This is a genomic window from Parabacteroides sp. KHUB-01 (assembly GCF_056640935.1).
In genome coordinates, this window is the sequence record NZ_CM153256.1 from 2,249,757 (window position 1) to 2,266,117 (window position 16,361).

The window sequence follows — 16,361 nt, forward strand, 5'->3', positions numbered from 1 at the left end:
AGCCTTGAAAAAGGTATAAGATCTTTGACATGTTGGACGATAAAGAGAAAGTTTTTAAAAAGTAGAGCAAGCTTAAGATATATCAATCCGGTACGTTGATGTACCAGATAAGGAAAAGTAAGCAAGGGCAGACGGTGGATGCCTTGGCTCTCGGAGGCGAAGAAGGACGTGATAAGCTGCGAAAAGCCCGGGGGAGATGCAAATAATCCCTGATCCCGGGATCTCCGAATGGGGCAACCCGGCAGGTTGAAGACCTGCCATCTCGTTAGAGAAGCGAACGCGGGGAACTGAAACATCTAAGTACCCGTAGGAAGAGAAAACAAAAGTGATTCCGCAAGTAGTGGCGAGCGAACGCGGAACAGCCCAAACCGATGTTGTCTAGGCAATATCGGGGTAGTAGGACCACGCTGTGGCAAGAAATTATCGAAGTAGAACGTTTTGGAAAGAACGGCCAAAGACGGTGACAGCCCGGTATACGAATCGATAACGAAGCCTAGTGGAATCCTGAGTAGCGCGGGACACGAGAAATCCTGTGTGAATCAGCGGGGCCCATCCCGTAAGGCTAAATACTCCCGAGAGACCGATAGCGAACCAGTACTGTGAAGGAAAGGTGAAAAGAACCTCGAACAGAGGAGTGAAATAGACCCTGAACCCGTCTGCCTACAAGCGGTCGGAGCAGCTTCGTGCTGTGACGGCGTGCCTTTTGCATAATGAACCTACGAGTTACTTTCAGTGGCAAGGTTAAGTAATTAAGTTACGGAGCCGAAGCGAAAGCGAGTCTTAATAGGGCGTTATAGTCACTGGGAGTAGACGCGAAACCAAGTGATCTACCCTTGGCCAGGATGAAGGTTGGGTAACACCAACTGGAGGTCCGAATGGGTATACGTTGAAAAGTGTTCCAATGAGCTGAGGGTAGGGGTGAAAGGCTAATCAAACTTGGAGATAGCTCGTACTCCCCGAAATGCATTTAGGTGCAGCCTGTGGTTAGTATAACATGAGGTAGAGCGACTGATTGGATGCGAGGGCTTCACCGCCTATCAAGTCCAGATAAACTCCGAATGCGTGTTATATATTGCCATGGAGTGAGGGCATGGGTGCTAAGGTCCATGTCCGAGAGGAGAAGAATCCAGACCACCTGCTAAGGTCCCCAAATAATAGTTAAGTTGAACTAACGAAGTCAGATTGCAGAGACAGCTAGGATGTTGGCTTGGAAGCAGCCATTCATTTAAAGAGTGCGTAACAGCTCACTAGTCGAGGAGTTTGGCGTGGATAATAATCGGGCATAAAACTATTTACCGAAGCAGTGGATCTCGTAAGAGATGGTAGGGGAGCATTCCGGCGGCGCTGAAGATAGAGGATGACCTTTGTTGGAGCTTCCGGAAAAGCAAATGTAGGTATAAGTAACGATAAAGGAGGTGAGAAACCTCCTCGCCGAAAGACTAAGGTTTCCTGATCAACGTTAATCGGATCAGGGTAAGTCGGGACCTAAGGATAAGCCGAACGGCGAAGCCGATGGAAGAAACGGTTAATATTCCGTTACTACTTTATGGAGTGACGTGGAGACGGAGAAGTGACAGTCCTGCCGGCTGACGGAATAGCCGGTTGAAGGGTGTAGATTAAGATTTCTGTAGGCAAATCCGCAGAGAGAGTCGAACCTGACAGTATGCCGCGTACTTGTACAAGGCAAAATGGATGTAACCATGCTCCCTAGAAAATCCGCTAAACATATTCATGAAGTACCCGTACCACAAACGGACACACGTAGTTGGGTTGAAAATACTGAGGCGCTCGAGTGAGTCACGGTTAAGGAACTAGGCAAAATGGTCCTGTAACTTCGGGATAAAGGACGCCTGCTTCGGCAGGCCGCAGAGAATAGGCCCAGGCGACTGTTTAACAAAAACACATGGCTGTGCGAAATAGTTAACATGAAGTATACAGCCTGACACCTGCCCGGTGCTGGAAGGTTAAGAGGAGATGTCATCGCAAGAGAAGCATTGAATTGAAGCCCCAGTAAACGGCGGCCGTAACTATAACGGTCCTAAGGTAGCGAAATTCCTTGTCGGGTAAGTTCCGACCTGCACGAATGGTGTAACGATCTGGGCACTGTCTCAACCGTGAGCTCGGTGAAATTGTAGTATCGGTGAAGATGCCGATTACCCGCGATGGGACGAAAAGACCCCGTGAACCTTTACTATAGCTTTACATTGAATTTGGGCACTTGATGTGTAGGATAGGTCGGAGGCTAAGAAGCAGGTACGCCAGTATTTGTGGAGCCGTCGTTGAAATACGACCCTTTGATTGTTTGAATTCTAACCCGCAGAAGCGGGGACACTGTATGGTGGGTAGTTTGACTGGGGTGGTCGCCTCCAAAAGCGTAACGGAGGCTTCTAAAGGTACCCTCAGACCGATTGGTAACCGGTCGCAGAGTGTAATGGCATAAGGGTGCTTGACTGGGAGACATACAAGTCGATCAGGTAGGAAACTAGAGCATAGTGATCCGGTGGTTCCGTATGGAAGGGCCATCGCTCAAAGGATAAAAGGTACTCCGGGGATAACAGGCTGATCATTCCCAAGAGCTCATATCGACGGAATGGTTTGGCACCTCGATGTCGGCTCGTCACATCCTGGGGCTGGAGAAGGTCCCAAGGGTTGGGCTGTTCGCCCATTAAAGTGGCACGCGAGCTGGGTTCAGAACGTCGTGAGACAGTTCGGTCTCTATCTATCGTGGGCGTAGGATATTTGAGGGGCTCTGACACTAGTACGAGAGGACCGTGTTGGACGAACCGCTGGTTTACCGGTTGTACCGCCAGGTGCACCGCCGGGTATCTAAGTTCGGATTGGATAAGTGCTGAAAGCATCTAAGTACGAAGCCAGCCTCAAGATAAGATATCCCTGAGGGTCGTTGTAGACTACGACGTTGATAGGCTACAGGTGTAAAGACAGTGATGTCAAAGCCGAGTAGTACTAATTGCCCGAGACTTTTCCTTATTGGAAGGATTGATAGATTTTAAGGCACTGGAAGTTCAGTGTTAGTTCTACGAAAAGAACTCTCTTTATTGTCACAGACATGTAACTTTTAAGTTAAAGAGTAAGAAACTTAAAAACTCAAAAACTTAAAAACTAAAGACCTTAAAAAGATATTAAGGTGGTTATAGCATTGGGGTTCCACCTCTTCCCATTCCGAACAGAGAAGTTAAGCCCAATCACGCCGATGGTACTGCGTAAAAGTGGGAGAGTAGGTAGCCGCCGTTTTAGAAAGTGAAGAGACTCGGTTCCGAAAGGAATCGGGTCTTTTTTTTATATACTAGTGCTAGTTTATATATTAGTTAAATCTTGATTAAGCTTATTTGTTTACTTATTTGTTTATATGAAAATATTAAGCATTTTCTGTAAATTTGTAATTGATGATTTAGCAATATATTTTTATGAGAAAGTTAGTATTATTATTTGTAGCAGTTATTTTTGTATTTACAGTAAAAGCCCAATCACTTAAGGATATTTTAAATTCTCAAACTGTAAAGGATGTGGTTACAAGCGTAACAGGAGGAAAACAGTTATCTAATGAAGCATTAAAAGGCAATTGGCTTTATATTTCGCCAGCAGTGCAATTAAATGGCGATAACGCTATAAAAAATATAGCCGGAACAGTTGCAACTTCTGAGTTAGAGAAAAAACTAAGTGAATATTGCAATAAAGTAGGAATTGTTGAAGGTGTGTTTAATTATACCTTCAATAGTGACAATACATTTATTTGCCAATTGAAGTCTTCTAAATTGAATGGCTCGTATACGATAAATTCCGATGGAAAAAGCATAGATATGAGTTATACTATAGCCAGTAAGAAAATAATCACACTTACGGCAAATGTGGTAATAACAAATAATAATTTGACATTACTATTCAATGCAGACAAATTGCTTGATTTTATCGAAAAGATATCTTCTATTAGTTCAAATCAATCACTTCAGACAATAAGTAAATTAGCATCTCAATATGATGGCGTAATGTTAGGATTTGAATTACAGAAGCAAAACTGAAAAACTGAATAGTTAAAATAATACATATTCAAAAAAGATTTTATAGATTTGCTTTCTATAAATTAAAAAGTCAAAATGTATATGAAGAATATTATATTCATAATGTCTTTACTCCTTTCACTGTCTGTTTCAGCTCAGACGAAAGTGGTTAAACGAAATGCTGTTAAAGCAAATGATTTCGGTATTACATATTCGTTGCCAAAGACTAATTTAGTTGTAGGTGCTGAAGTTACTAAGGTAACTTGCAAAGCTGGTCCTTATTACAAATATGCTGAGAAATATCTAAATGTAAAGGATATAGTTTTGGAGGACCAGGTTTATTATGAATTGGATAAAATAAAACTGGAAAACAAAGGTGTTCCAGATTCTGAAAATACATATATTGTTTCTTTTAAGCCTGGAACTGTAGCGCCATTTGCTTGTTTGACTGAAGATGGTTTGTTATGTTCAATTAATTCAGAATATATACCAGCTAAAGCTGAAAACAATGATTCAAAAAAATCATCCAAGTCTTCGACTAAAGCTGATGCGTCAGTTTATTCGGAAGAGTTGTTGATGGCAGGCTCAACGGCAAAGCAGGCAGAAGTGGCAGCAAAGCAAATCTATAGAATCAGAGAGAGCCGTATGAATATATTGACCGGTGATGCTGATAATCTTCCACCAGATGGCGAAGCAATGAAACTTGTTATTCAGCAACTGGAAGAACAGGAAAATGCATTGACAGCATTGTTTGTTGGTACAAAAGTAAAAGAATCGCAGTATTATGATGTGACAGTCGTTCCTTCTGATGATTTGAAACAAGACGTATTATTCCGCTTCTCTCCATATTTAGGAATTCTTAATGCCGATGATTTGGGTGGAGAACCAATATATATTGATTTAACAGCGACAGAGCGTGCTCCAATCTTGGATGAAAAAGAAGCTGAGAAGAAAGAAAAGTCTTTGAAAGGAATTGTATATAATATTCCTGGTAAAGCAAATGTAGAAATATATTCAAATAAAAAGACATTCTTCAAGGGTGAAGCCCAAATAACCCAATTTGGCTCAAAAGAAGCTTTGGCGCCAGTTATGTTTGAGGATAAGAAAGCTCCAGTGAAAGTAATCTTCTATCCTGAAACCGGAGCAATAAAACAGATTATTCAGTAACAATTTATCAGGTGACAAGTTGACAAGGCCTCAGATACAAGGTTGTTTCCTTGTCAACTTGTTAACTAATAAACTCAAAAACTAATAAACTCAAAAACTAAAAATTATGTTTGAAGGACAACCTAAAGGATTGTATGCGTTAGCCTTGGCTAATACCGGCGAGCGATTCGGTTATTACACGATGCTTGCGATTTTTACTTTGTTTTTACAGGCAAAGTTTGGTTTCTCTGCAGCAACAACATCAACTATTTTCGGTGGATTCTTAGCTGCTGTTTATTTCATGCCTCTTGTAGGTGGTGTTTTAGCAGATAAATTCGGATATGGAAAGATGGTAACATCCGGTATCGTTATTATGTTTGCCGGTTATGTTCTGTTGTCTATTCCGACATCAGCAGAAGCCGGTAAGATGATGATGTTTGGTGCTTTGGCATTGATTGCAGTCGGAACAGGTCTTTTCAAAGGAAATCTGCAAGTAATGGTCGGAAACCTTTATGATGCGCCTGAATATAAAGCTAAACGTGATACAGCTTTCAGTATATTTTATATGGCAATCAATATTGGTGCTATGTATGCTCCAACAGCTGCAACAAAAGTAACCAATTATATTTTGGCGAAATCTGGTTTGAGTTATGTCCCTCAAATTCCTTCTTTGGCTCACCAGTTCCTGAATGGAAATATTACTCCTGAAAATGAAGCGACATTGAAAGCATTGCAGAGTGCACAAGGTTTTGTGGGTGATACAGCTGCTTTCTGTTCTACATATATTGAGAAATTGTCTGAGGCTTATAACTATGGTTTTGCTGTAGCTTGTGTTTCTTTGATTTTCTCTATAATTATTTATTATGCTTTCCGTTCAACATTCAAACATGCTGATTACAACTCAAAACAGGCTAAACCTGCAAATGTTGTGGAAGAAGAATTGACACCGGCACAGACTAAGGAACGTATCACTGCATTGCTTCTTGTGTTTGCTGTTGTTATTTTCTTCTGGATGGCATTCCATCAGAATGGTTTGACTCTAACATTCTTTGCCCGTGACTATACAGTACAGTCAATCACAGGCGTTGACCGTCTAGGATTTGACATTATTAACTTGACATTATTGTTAGTTGTTGTTTATTCATTATTCTCTGTATTCCAGTCAAAAACTGGTAAAGGAAAGGGTATTTCTGCTGCCGTAATTCTTGCATCTTTGGGATTACTTGGATTGAATTATAGCTCAATGGATACAGAACTTTCAATCCTTCCTCAGATTTTCCAGCAGTTTAACCCATTCTTTGTAATTGCATTGACTCCGGTGTCATTGGCTGTATTCGGTGCTCTTGCAAAAAAAGGAAAAGAACCATCTGCTCCTCGTAAAATTGGAATCGGTATGTTGATTGCATCAATCGGTTTCTTGATTATGGCTGTTGGTTCAATTGGTTTGCCAACTCCGGCTGAATTGGAAACAAATGGTATTGACAGTTCTGCATTGGTTTCACCGAACCTTTTGATTTCAACATATCTGGTATTGACATTTGCTGAATTGCTTTTGTCTCCGATGGGTATTTCATTCGTATCTAAGGTAGCTCCTCCTAAGTATAAAGGCTCAATGATGGGATTGTGGTTCGTTGCAACTGCAATAGGTAACTATCTTGTAGCTATTATCGGATATTTGTGGGGCGGAATGGAATTGTGGATGGTATGGAGCGTACTTATCGTATGCTGTTTGCTTGCTGCATTGTTCATCTTCTCTATCATGAAACGATTGGAAAAAGTAGCTGCTTAATTAGTATAATAAATGCAAAGCGTTAGTTTCACATATAATTTAAAGAATCAGTCATTACGTTTCCGTCGATGGAGCCGTAAGCGCTATGCTGCATTTGTCAGCTTGCACCATACGGTTACTATGGGATGCCTGTCTGCAAATGTAGCAGACAGATTGCAGGGAAAGCAAAGTTCTCTCCATTCTTCAGAGAGAATATGCACTTCTTCATATAAACTAATGGAGAATTTACCTGATGATATGATTTCTGCAGATAAAGATATCTCGTTATCTATAAATATATGTGAAACTATTATGCTGCCAGTAGTATTGGCAACTTCAGCTTCTGAGGGATACTACGGACAAAATATTATAAAAGATATATCTGAAAAGACAGAAGATACCGCATTTATATTGCGGTATCTTCTGTCTTTTTTTATTGGAGTTAAGAAGTCAAGTAGGAATATCTTGTTTCCTTAAGCCTTGTCAACTCGTCAACTAATAAACTTAATAACTTAAAAACTTAAAATGAATATAACATTACTCAAACAAAAACTATTCGATGGAGGTAAAATCACTACTGAAGAAGCAAAGTGGCTTGCCTTTGATGCCGATAAAGAAGAATTATATGAGGCAGCTCATGAAATAACTCAGCATTTCATGGGTAATAAGTTTGATACTTGTTCCATCATCAATGCAAAGAGTGGAAACTGCAGCGAGGATTGTAAATGGTGTGCCCAGTCTGTTCATTACAAGACTTCGGCAGAACTCTATCCTTTGCTTCCTGCTAAAAGTATTCTTGACCAGGCTGCCTATAACGACAAAAAAGGTGTGCGACGCTTTGCATTAGTTACCAGTGGTAAACGTGTTACTCCTTCTGATATGGCGAAAATAGCTGATACGGTAAAGATGATAAAGAAAGAAACAGGAATCCACTGTTGTGCTTCAATGGGACTTTTGGGTGAAGATGCACTTAGAACTTTATTTGAAAGCGGTGTAGAGAATTATCATTGTAACATTGAAACAGCTCCATCTTATTTCCCGTCACTTTGCTCTACTCACACGATAGAACAGAAGATGGAAACAATACATACAGCGCGCCGCATAGGTTTCCGTATCTGCAGTGGCGGTATAATAGGAATGGGAGAAAGCATGGAACAAAGAATTGAAATGGCAACCTTCCTCCGTGACGAGGAAATATTGTCAATTCCTCTGAATCTTCTCCAGCCAATACCTGGAACACCTTTGGAAAATACTCCTTCTTTATCAACTGAAGAATTGCTTACTACTATAGCAATATTCCGCTGGATTAATCCGAAAGCATATCTCCGTTTTTCCGGCGGCAGAAAGCAATTGAGTGAAGATATCCAGAAGAAGGCTTTGTATATTGGTATAAATTCTGCTATAACAGGAGATTTGCTTACAACTGCCGGATGCGGCATCGACCATGATAAGGAATTATTCACCTCTGCCGGTTATTCGCTGACAGAAAATACTGATTGGGAAAAATGAATACATACAGTGACGATATAAATAATATGCTGGATTTCGACCGTGAACATATCTGGCATCCTTATACTTCAACAATTAATCCTCTTCCTGTATTTCCGGTTGTCGGAGCGGAAGGTGTAAGAATCAAACTTGCCGACGGACGTGAACTTATCGACGGTATGTCATCATGGTGGGCTGCAGTTCATGGATACAATAATCCCGTGCTTAATGCAGCTGCTGAAAACCAATTGAAGAAGATGAGCCATATAATGTTTGGCGGAATAACTCACCAGCCGGCAGTTGAGCTGATATCAAAACTTCTTCCTTTGCTTCCTCCATCAATGGATAAAGTATTCCTTGCCGACAGTGGTTCGGTTGCCGTAGAGGTTGCTTTGAAAATGGCTATCCAGTATTGGCAGTCGTTGGGTAAAGCATCAAAGCATTCGTTCGCAACTATCCGTAGCGGATATCATGGCGATACTTGGCATGCGATGTCTGTATGTGACCCTGTGACTGGTATGCATGGTCTTTTTGCCGGAGCTTTGCCTGTGCAATATTTCTTGCCACAACCATCTGTCCGTTTCGCTGATGAATGGGATGAAGCTGCAATTGAGCCGCTCCGCGACTTATTAGACAAACATTCTGATGAAATAGCAGCTTTGATTCTTGAACCAATTGTTCAGGGTGCCGGCGGAATGTATTTCTATTCTCCACAATATCTGGTGCGAGCACGTGAATTGTGTAATCAATATAATGTTTTGCTTATCTTCGATGAGATAGCTACCGGATTCGGACGCACAGGAAAACTATTCGCGTGGGAACATGCCGGAGTAGAGCCGGATATTATGTGTATAGGAAAAGCTCTTACCGGAGGTTATCTTACCCTATCTGCAACAATTACTACAAAGCCAATTGCTGATACTATTTGTTCCGGAGAGGCTGGATGCTTTATGCACGGACCAACCTTTATGGGCAATCCGCTTGCCTGCGCTATAGCTTCTGCATCTGTAAGCTTACTTCTGGAAAGTAATTGGCAGGCAAACGTAAAGAGAATAGAAAAGCAACTCAAGGAAGAATTGGCTCCAGCAGCAGATTTTGATTCGGTGAAGGAAGTGCGTGTACTTGGTGCTATCGGTGTGCTTGAGATGAAAGAGCCCGTGAATATGGCAGTCCTTCAGCAGCGTTTTGTTGAAGAAGGAATATGGGTACGTCCGTTCGGCCGCCTTGTTTATCTTATGCCTCCATTTATAATCAAAGAAGAAGAACTAAGAAAACTGACTTCCGGATTATTAAAGGTCATAAAAGCTCAGGAATAATCAGCGCTTAAAGTTTTGCACAAAAAATATGGTAATGTTTTTTCAGAAACATCCGTTGTTTTTCTGGAAATGTCAAATGTTTTTAGAAAAACAACAGGAGTTTCCGGAAGCAAGTTTCACCATTTCCAAAAGTAAATATAAAAATGAATATAAAAGAGCATCTATCATCATTGGATAAGGCTGGAAACCTAAGACGCTTGCCTCAAATTATACAGGAAGGCAAATGGGTAATAAGGGAAGATATGCGAATGCTGAATCTATCCTCAAACGATTATCTGGGTTTGGCTTCCGGAAGTGATTTACAACAGGAGTTCTTGGATATTTGCCCTAAGAGAGATTTGCGTTTCTCATCATCTTCTTCAAGACTTCTTACGGGTAATTTCCCTATTTGTGAAGAATTGGAGGAAATTCTATCTACAGCCTTTGGCAAAGAAGCAGCATTGCTTTTCAATAGCGGTTATCATGCCAATACAGGGATATTACCGGCGTTGAGTGATAAGTCTACATTGATTGTTGCCGATAAGTTGGTTCATGCAAGTCTAATTGACGGAATACTGCTTGGTTCTGCAACATTCCGCAGATTCCCACATCAGGATTTGGCTCGTTTGGAGAAAATCCTTGAGGCAGAGGCTTCGCAATACGAAAAAGTTTTTGTCGTAGTTGAAAGTGTTTACAGCATGGACGGTGATGTTACAGATCTTCGTCATCTTGTAGCATTGAAGAAAAAGTATCCTAATGTTATGTTATATGTGGATGAAGCGCATGCAATAGGCGTTCGAGGAAAGAATGGCTTGGGAATAGCAGAAGAGCAGGATTGCATTGCAGACATAGACTTACTGGTAGGAACTTTTGGAAAGGCGCTTGCATCAATGGGGGCTTATGTTGTTTGTACTAAAGAAATACGCGAATATTTGGTAAATACAATGCGCCCTTTAATCTTCAGTACTGCATTGCCTCCTTTTCAATGGGCGTGGACTGCTTTTGTATTTTCCCGTTTGAAGGATTTTTCAGAAAGAAGAGATAAACTTAGCAGTAATAGCTCCTATCTTGCGTCAGCCTTGAATGGTAAGGGTGGTGAGATATCAGAAAGTCATATAGTCCCTTTGATGGTAGGAGACAGTGCTGAGTGTATAATCCGTGCAGAATATCTCCAGCGCAAAGGATTTTATTGTATGCCAGTCCGACCACCGACAGTGCCTAAAGGAACTTCGCGAATCCGTTTTTCACTCACCGCAAATGTTGAGCGGGAAGAACTGGAAACTTTGGTGGATATTATTAAGACAAGTCTCGCAAGCTCGATTTATAGATAACAAGTTGACGAGTTTACAAGTTGACAAGAAGAAAACCCTTGTCAACTTGTCTCTGAAGCCTTGTCAACTTTTAGTTATACAACTGCAAAATTTAAAAACAAAATATCATATGAGAATTGAAAAGACAATACACGACGGAAATAGCAGACTAGTGCTTTTCTTCAGCGGATGGGCAGCTACGCCTGTGCAGTTTCGCCATCTTTCAGCCGGTGACGCTGATTGCTGGATTGTCTATGACTATCGTTCGCTTGATTTTCCTGAAATACCGGAGCATTATACAGAAATACATCTGATAGCTTGGTCTATGGGAGTATGGGTTGCTTCTCAAGTTGTTCCTGAATCTCGCTTGACGACGGCAACTGCTATCAACGGAACTCCTTATCCCGGACATGATGAATGGGGTATTCCTGTAAATATTTTCCAGGGAACATTGGAACGTCTTGACGAGGCAAACTGGGCACGCTTCTGCCGTCGTATGTGTGGCAGCCGTACTCTTGCCGTACGTTACGAAGAACTTACGGACCGTCGCGTCGAAGAGTTGAAAGAAGAGTTGTCTTTTCTTAACGAACAGATGAAACAGTGTGGAAGTAACGAATTGTTTGTATGGAATAAAGCATTTGTATCATTGTCTGATCATGTGGTTCCGTCGGAGAATCAGTTATGTTATTGGAAACGTGCCGGTGTAAGAACTATAGAACTTGACGCTCCGCATCATCCTTTTCATCTGTGGAGTACTTGGGAGGAAATATGGAAGGAATAGATTTGTCACATATTGCCCGCCGCTTTGCTCGTGCTTGCCGTACATATGATGATGAAGCAGTTGCACAACAGAAGATTTGCCGTACTGCAGCAGGATATTTAGCAGAAATTACCGAATCTTTATCCGTAAATACTGCATTGGAAATAGGATGCGGGACAGGTGGATTCACGGAGTATCTTCAATCTATGTTCTCTTCGGCAATATGGACATTGAATGATTTGTGCGAGGAATCTGTTGCAATTGCCACTCGTTTTGCAAAGGGAAATACTATTGTAATTGCTGGTGATGCCGAGAAAATAAGTTGGACTTCTCATTACGATCTGATAGTTTCTGCTTCAGCTGTTCAATGGTTCCGACGCCCGGATGCATGGATAGCTGCTATGGCAAATATTCAGGAAGAAGGGGGAATATTATTCTTTACGACGTTTCTGCCCGGAACTCTATCCGAGATTCGTTCAATAACATCTAAAGGTCTGGATTATCCGACAACTGACGATTGGCGTGTATGGCTTGCCGATTATTATGATGTAGTACTGATTAAGGACGAAGAAATAGTTCTCACATTTGATACACCAATGGATGTACTCAAACATCTTAAACTAACAGGGGTGACGGCAACCGGCAATGAATTCTGGACACGCTCAAAATTGGAAGAATTCTCCGTTTCATATAAAAAACTGTATTCCGAGCCAGACGGGAGAGTTAAGCTTACATATCATCCTGTGTATTTTGCTTGCAGGAGAAAGAAATAAAAGTAGAAAAGTGGACGAGTTAACGACTTGACAAGGAAGTCGTTTCTCTAATTAATAAACTGATAAAACAATGAATAAAGAAAAAGTATGGTTTGTGACAGGAATAGACACAAACATTGGTAAAACTTATGCAACAGCCTATCTGGCAAAAGGATTGGCTGCCGAAAACCATTCTGTAATTACTCAGAAAATGATTCAGACAGGTTGCGACAAGGTTTCTGAAGATATAGAGATGCATCGTAAATTGCTTGGTATGGATTTTCTGGAAGAAGATAAAAACGGACTTACATGTCCTTATATTTTATCTTATCCTTGTTCTCCGCATATGGCAGCAGAAAGGGATAATGTTGATATAGATGTTGACAGAATAACAAAAGCTACTGAACAATTAGCTGAAAAATATGAGTATGTTTTGTTGGAAGGAGCAGGAGGATTGATGGTTCCAATCACCCATGATATGCTTACTATTGACTATATTAAACAGCAGGGTTACCCGGTAGTTCTTGTTACAAACGGAAAGTTGGGAAGTCTGAATCATACATTGCTTTCAATCTATGCTTGTCAGCAATATGGAATTGAGATTAAGAAAATAGTATATAATCTATATCCACGCTACGACGAGGAAATAGAACAGAATACATTGGAATATCTTCGCCGCCATTTCCCGAATATTACTTTGGAATTGATGGGAGAGATAGGATGACCGAGGACAAGTTGACGAGTTGACAAGGGGGAACAAGGTACTTAACCCTTGTCAACTTGTTCCCTTGTCAACATGTTTTCTTTAATAAATTCTAGTAATCCACCGCAAGCATCTTCAAGCAAATCAAGAACAAGCTCAAAACCTGATGCTCCACCATAATAAGGGTCGGGAACATAGTCATAAAGTTTGTTCTTTGAAAACTCAGTCATTTGATGAATCTTTTTTACTGAATCCAAATCCGGAGCCTTTTCTTTCAGGTCATCAACATTCCTGTTGTCCATACCAATTATAAGATCGAACTTATAGAAATCCTCAGTCCTTACCGGGCGTGAAATAGAATCAAGATTATAACCTCGCCTTATGGCATGGGCACGCATTCTGCTGTCAGCATTCTCTCCTTCATGATGGTTGATTATTCCTGCAGAATCAATGTAAATCTTATCTGTAAGATTCTCATCAGCAACAAGCTTTTTCATTACTGCTTCAGCTGAAGGGGAACGGCATATATTCCCGAGACATACAAAAAGAACACTGTATTTATTAAATGTAGATTTATTATTTTCCATGTTTTATTTATATTAATCCGTTTAAATCTAAATGATTTAAGTTTCGCAAGTTGCTCAACTTAAAAGTTAACAAGACTTCAGATACGAGTTGACAAGGTCAGAACACTTGTAATTTCACGAATTATTATCCAAAAATCTTGTTAACTTGTCTTCTTGTCAACTTGTTATCTGGAAGTTGGGCCCAGCGAAACTTGAATAAATGATATGCCTATAAATTTATCCCCTTTAAAAAGTATATTCACAAAGATAAAAATACAGAATATATTATAATGCAGGAAGTTTTTGTAATCTTTTTATTGTTGCACTCACTTATGTTTTAACTATTGTTGTTTTATTCTATTATTACTGCGGAATTCTATTGGAGTCATCCCCAAATGCTTTTTTACATATTGTGAGAAAAAAGATATATTGGAGAACTCAAAATCGATTGCAATTTCTTTGATGCTTTTGTTTGAGAACTTTAATTCTGTAATAATATGTTCTATTGTATTTTCATTAATAATCTTCAGAGCATTTTTACCGCTTATTTTTTTTATGATTCTTGATAGATATTTTGATGAATATCCTAAAATATCAGCATAATAATCTAAAGTACGGTGTCTGCCGTTATCCCTTGATAATGTTTCCATGAATTGTTTGAAGATAAAGTCTGGTTGTTTAATGATGTCTTCAAAACTGTAGGAATACTTTTCTGTAGTTTTTTTTGTGTCAGCTATAAATTCTCCGAAGAAAGCTGAAGCTATATATAGCAAAATCTCTTTTTGGTATTTATCTATATTGCTATTTACTTTAATTTCTATCAGATTCAGATACTGGTTAAATAAGGTCATTTCTTCTTCAGTAAAGTGTTTTATAGGATTTTGTTGTAGAAATCTGATTGATTTCCAGGTGTCTTTGTCAGTTTGAAATAATTTTCTTATGAATCTGCTAGAGAAACAAAAAACTTTGATTTTAGAATCTGTAGATTCATTTATTCTTCTTATTATGGTATTAGGCAGACTTGATAAAATATCATTATTACCCAAATGTCTTATAGAGTTATTTAATTCAATATTAATAGAACCTTCTGCACAATATATCATAATGAATACTTCAAGTTTTACGCTTTGGTTTCCTAAAAATATATTATCCAGATTATTTGTAATAAAAAGATAGTCATCTGCATAACTATTATGTGAGCAGGACTCTTTTAGCATATCTAAACTTATGTATGTGATTTCCATATATTTTTTTATGCAAATATGCTGATTTTTATTAGAGAATTAATGTTGTAAAAAACCATAACATTATTGTATTTTCTGTATTTAACAAAATATAGAGAAAAATGAGAAAATAGAATATATCTGTCTGAAAATCCGTTGTGTTTTTTGTTCAGATGAAGTCTACTTTTGCGCATATTTTTAAAACCTATAAATATGATTATTAAAACTATGCGTTTAAAATTTTGCTTTTTAATTATTGCGAGTATGATTGGAATTACATCCTGCCGGAATAAGCAGGATGAGCAAATAAAGCAAAACTATTCTATTTTAAAAATTAATGCAGTATCTGATAAAGAAATAACAACATCCTATTCTGCTTCTATTCAAGGAAAGCAAGATATAGACATTTATCCTCAAATAACTGGCTATATTGTTAAGTTGAATGTATCAGAAGGAGATGTTGTTAAGAAAGGTGAGGTCTTATTTGTAATAGATCAAATTCCATACAAAGCTGCTCTTGAAACAGCAATTGCTGATGTGAAAGTTGCTGAAGCAAGTCTTGCTACAGCAGAACTCACATATGAGAGTACCAAAAAGTTGTTTGAACAAAAGGTAGTTTCGGAATATAATTTGAAAACTACCAGAAATTCTTATCTAACAGCTAAAGCTCAATTGGCGCAGGCTGAAGCTAGAGAAATAAACGCTCGAAATGATTTATCATATACAGAAGTAAAAAGTCCTAGTGATGGAGTTGTTGGAAAACTTCCTTTCCGAGTAGGAACATTGGTAAGCCCTAGTATGCAAGAACCTTTAACTACCGTTTCTGACAATTCTCAGATGTATGTGTATTTCTCAATGACAGAAAATCAATTATTGAGTTTGGCACGTCAGTATGGTTCAATTAACAAGGCTCTTCAAGACATGCCAATGATTCAACTACAGTTGAATGATAATTCAATTTATGAAGAAAAAGGTAAAGTAGAGTCTGTAAGTGGAGTTATCGATAAAGAAACTGGTACGGTAGTAGCTCGTGCTGTTTTTCCCAATAAATCAAATCTCCTTTTTAGTGGTCTGTCAGGAAATATATTGATTCCTAGTAGTTATGATAATTGTATAGTTATTCCTCAAGAGGCAACAGTTCAGTTACAGGATAAAATGATAGTTTATAAAGTTGTTGATGGCAAAGCACAGTCTGCTCTTATAACAGTTGCTCCTGTTAATGACGGTCATGAATATATTGTATTAAATGGCCTGAAATTGGGAGACGAAATTATAGCTGATGGTGCAGGCATGATACGTGAAGGAACTCAAGTTAAATAATAATGAACTTTATT

General features: G+C 39.2%; 13 protein-coding genes and 2 rRNA genes. 13 read left to right on the plus strand and 2 right to left on the minus strand.

The window, feature by feature from the left end:
* Positions 1-111: 111 nt before the first annotated feature.
* The 12 genes from ACYIAR_RS09745 (at position 112) to bioD (ending at position 13,259) form a co-directional block, all read left to right on the plus strand.
* Positions 112-2,987: ribosomal RNA gene (locus ACYIAR_RS09745) — 23S ribosomal RNA — on the plus strand.
* A 154-nt stretch (positions 2,988-3,141) separates the two neighbouring features.
* Positions 3,142-3,252 (plus strand): 5S ribosomal RNA (rrf, locus tag ACYIAR_RS09750).
* Positions 3,253-3,425: 173 nt separating this feature from the next.
* Positions 3,426-4,037, plus strand: coding sequence for a DUF4923 family protein (locus ACYIAR_RS09755; RefSeq protein ID WP_480329259.1), 612 nt, complete (start codon positions 3,426-3,428; stop codon positions 4,035-4,037).
* A gap of 81 nt (positions 4,038-4,118) precedes the next feature.
* Positions 4,119-5,183, plus strand: a complete 1,065-nt coding sequence (locus ACYIAR_RS09760; RefSeq protein ID WP_480329261.1) for a DUF4831 family protein — start codon at positions 4,119-4,121, stop codon at positions 5,181-5,183.
* Positions 5,184-5,289: 106 nt separating this feature from the next.
* Positions 5,290-6,951, plus strand: coding sequence for a peptide MFS transporter (locus tag ACYIAR_RS09765; protein ID WP_480329263.1), 1,662 nt, complete (start codon positions 5,290-5,292; stop codon positions 6,949-6,951).
* A 12-nt stretch (positions 6,952-6,963) separates the two neighbouring features.
* Positions 6,964-7,407 carry a hypothetical protein gene (locus ACYIAR_RS09770; protein ID WP_480329265.1) on the plus strand — a complete coding sequence of 148 codons (444 nt, stop codon included), beginning with the start codon at positions 6,964-6,966 and terminating at the stop codon, positions 7,405-7,407.
* Positions 7,408-7,455: 48 nt separating this feature from the next.
* Positions 7,456-8,439 carry a biotin synthase BioB gene (gene bioB, locus ACYIAR_RS09775; RefSeq protein WP_480329267.1) on the plus strand — a complete coding sequence of 328 codons (984 nt, stop codon included), beginning with the start codon at positions 7,456-7,458 and terminating at the stop codon, positions 8,437-8,439.
* On the plus strand, positions 8,436-9,734 hold the full coding sequence (bioA, locus tag ACYIAR_RS09780) for an adenosylmethionine--8-amino-7-oxononanoate transaminase (protein ID WP_480329269.1): 1,299 nt from the start codon (positions 8,436-8,438) through the stop codon (positions 9,732-9,734). The genes bioB and bioA overlap by 4 nt, the downstream gene beginning before the upstream one ends.
* A gap of 143 nt (positions 9,735-9,877) precedes the next feature.
* Complete coding sequence (locus ACYIAR_RS09785; RefSeq protein ID WP_480329271.1) at positions 9,878-11,044, plus strand: 8-amino-7-oxononanoate synthase; 1,167 nt, start codon at positions 9,878-9,880, stop codon at positions 11,042-11,044.
* A 109-nt stretch (positions 11,045-11,153) separates the two neighbouring features.
* Positions 11,154-11,804, plus strand: coding sequence for a DUF452 family protein (locus tag ACYIAR_RS09790; RefSeq protein WP_480329273.1), 651 nt, complete (start codon positions 11,154-11,156; stop codon positions 11,802-11,804).
* Positions 11,792-12,556 (plus strand): malonyl-ACP O-methyltransferase BioC, encoded by a 765-nt coding sequence (gene bioC, locus ACYIAR_RS09795; RefSeq protein ID WP_480329275.1) that lies wholly within the window; start codon positions 11,792-11,794, stop codon positions 12,554-12,556. The genes ACYIAR_RS09790 and bioC overlap by 13 nt, the downstream gene beginning before the upstream one ends.
* Positions 12,557-12,626: 70 nt before the next feature.
* Positions 12,627-13,259 carry a dethiobiotin synthase gene (bioD, locus tag ACYIAR_RS09800; protein WP_480329277.1) on the plus strand — a complete coding sequence of 211 codons (633 nt, stop codon included), beginning with the start codon at positions 12,627-12,629 and terminating at the stop codon, positions 13,257-13,259.
* 41 nt (positions 13,260-13,300) lie between these two features.
* Here the strand turns inward: bioD and ACYIAR_RS09805 are convergent, their stop codons facing one another.
* Both ACYIAR_RS09805 and ACYIAR_RS09810 read right to left on the minus strand, forming a co-directional pair.
* Positions 13,301-13,825, minus strand: coding sequence for a low molecular weight protein-tyrosine-phosphatase (locus tag ACYIAR_RS09805; protein WP_480329279.1), 525 nt, complete (start codon positions 13,823-13,825; stop codon positions 13,301-13,303).
* A 320-nt stretch (positions 13,826-14,145) separates the two neighbouring features.
* Complete coding sequence (locus ACYIAR_RS09810; protein WP_480329281.1) at positions 14,146-15,048, minus strand: helix-turn-helix domain-containing protein; 903 nt, start codon at positions 15,046-15,048, stop codon at positions 14,146-14,148.
* A gap of 192 nt (positions 15,049-15,240) precedes the next feature.
* Here ACYIAR_RS09810 and ACYIAR_RS09815 point away from each other — a divergent pair, with 192 nt between their 5' ends.
* A complete protein-coding gene (locus ACYIAR_RS09815) occupies positions 15,241-16,347 on the plus strand; it encodes an efflux RND transporter periplasmic adaptor subunit (RefSeq protein WP_480329283.1) in 1,107 nt (368 codons plus the stop codon).
* The last annotated feature ends 14 nt before the right edge of the window (positions 16,348-16,361 follow it).

Bases quoted from the DNA above. Each gene is read 5' to 3' on its own strand.
- ACYIAR_RS09755 (WP_480329259.1), top strand. From the start codon at position 3,426: ATGAGAAAGTTAGTATTATTATTTGTAGCAGTTATTTTTGTATTTACA.
- ACYIAR_RS09760 (WP_480329261.1), top strand. From the start codon at position 4,119: ATGAAGAATATTATATTCATAATGTCTTTACTCCTTTCACTGTCTGTT.
- ACYIAR_RS09765 (WP_480329263.1), top strand. From the start codon at position 5,290: ATGTTTGAAGGACAACCTAAAGGATTGTATGCGTTAGCCTTGGCTAAT.
- ACYIAR_RS09770 (WP_480329265.1), top strand. From the start codon at position 6,964: ATGCAAAGCGTTAGTTTCACATATAATTTAAAGAATCAGTCATTACGT.
- bioB (WP_480329267.1), top strand. From the start codon at position 7,456: ATGAATATAACATTACTCAAACAAAAACTATTCGATGGAGGTAAAATC.
- bioA (WP_480329269.1), top strand. From the start codon at position 8,436: ATGAATACATACAGTGACGATATAAATAATATGCTGGATTTCGACCGT.
- ACYIAR_RS09785 (WP_480329271.1), top strand. From the start codon at position 9,878: ATGAATATAAAAGAGCATCTATCATCATTGGATAAGGCTGGAAACCTA.
- ACYIAR_RS09790 (WP_480329273.1), top strand. From the start codon at position 11,154: ATGAGAATTGAAAAGACAATACACGACGGAAATAGCAGACTAGTGCTT.
- bioC (WP_480329275.1), top strand. From the start codon at position 11,792: ATGGAAGGAATAGATTTGTCACATATTGCCCGCCGCTTTGCTCGTGCT.
- bioD (WP_480329277.1), top strand. From the start codon at position 12,627: ATGAATAAAGAAAAAGTATGGTTTGTGACAGGAATAGACACAAACATT.
- ACYIAR_RS09805 (WP_480329279.1), bottom strand. From the start codon at position 13,825: ATGGAAAATAATAAATCTACATTTAATAAATACAGTGTTCTTTTTGTA.
- ACYIAR_RS09810 (WP_480329281.1), bottom strand. From the start codon at position 15,048: ATGGAAATCACATACATAAGTTTAGATATGCTAAAAGAGTCCTGCTCA.
- ACYIAR_RS09815 (WP_480329283.1), top strand. From the start codon at position 15,241: ATGATTATTAAAACTATGCGTTTAAAATTTTGCTTTTTAATTATTGCG.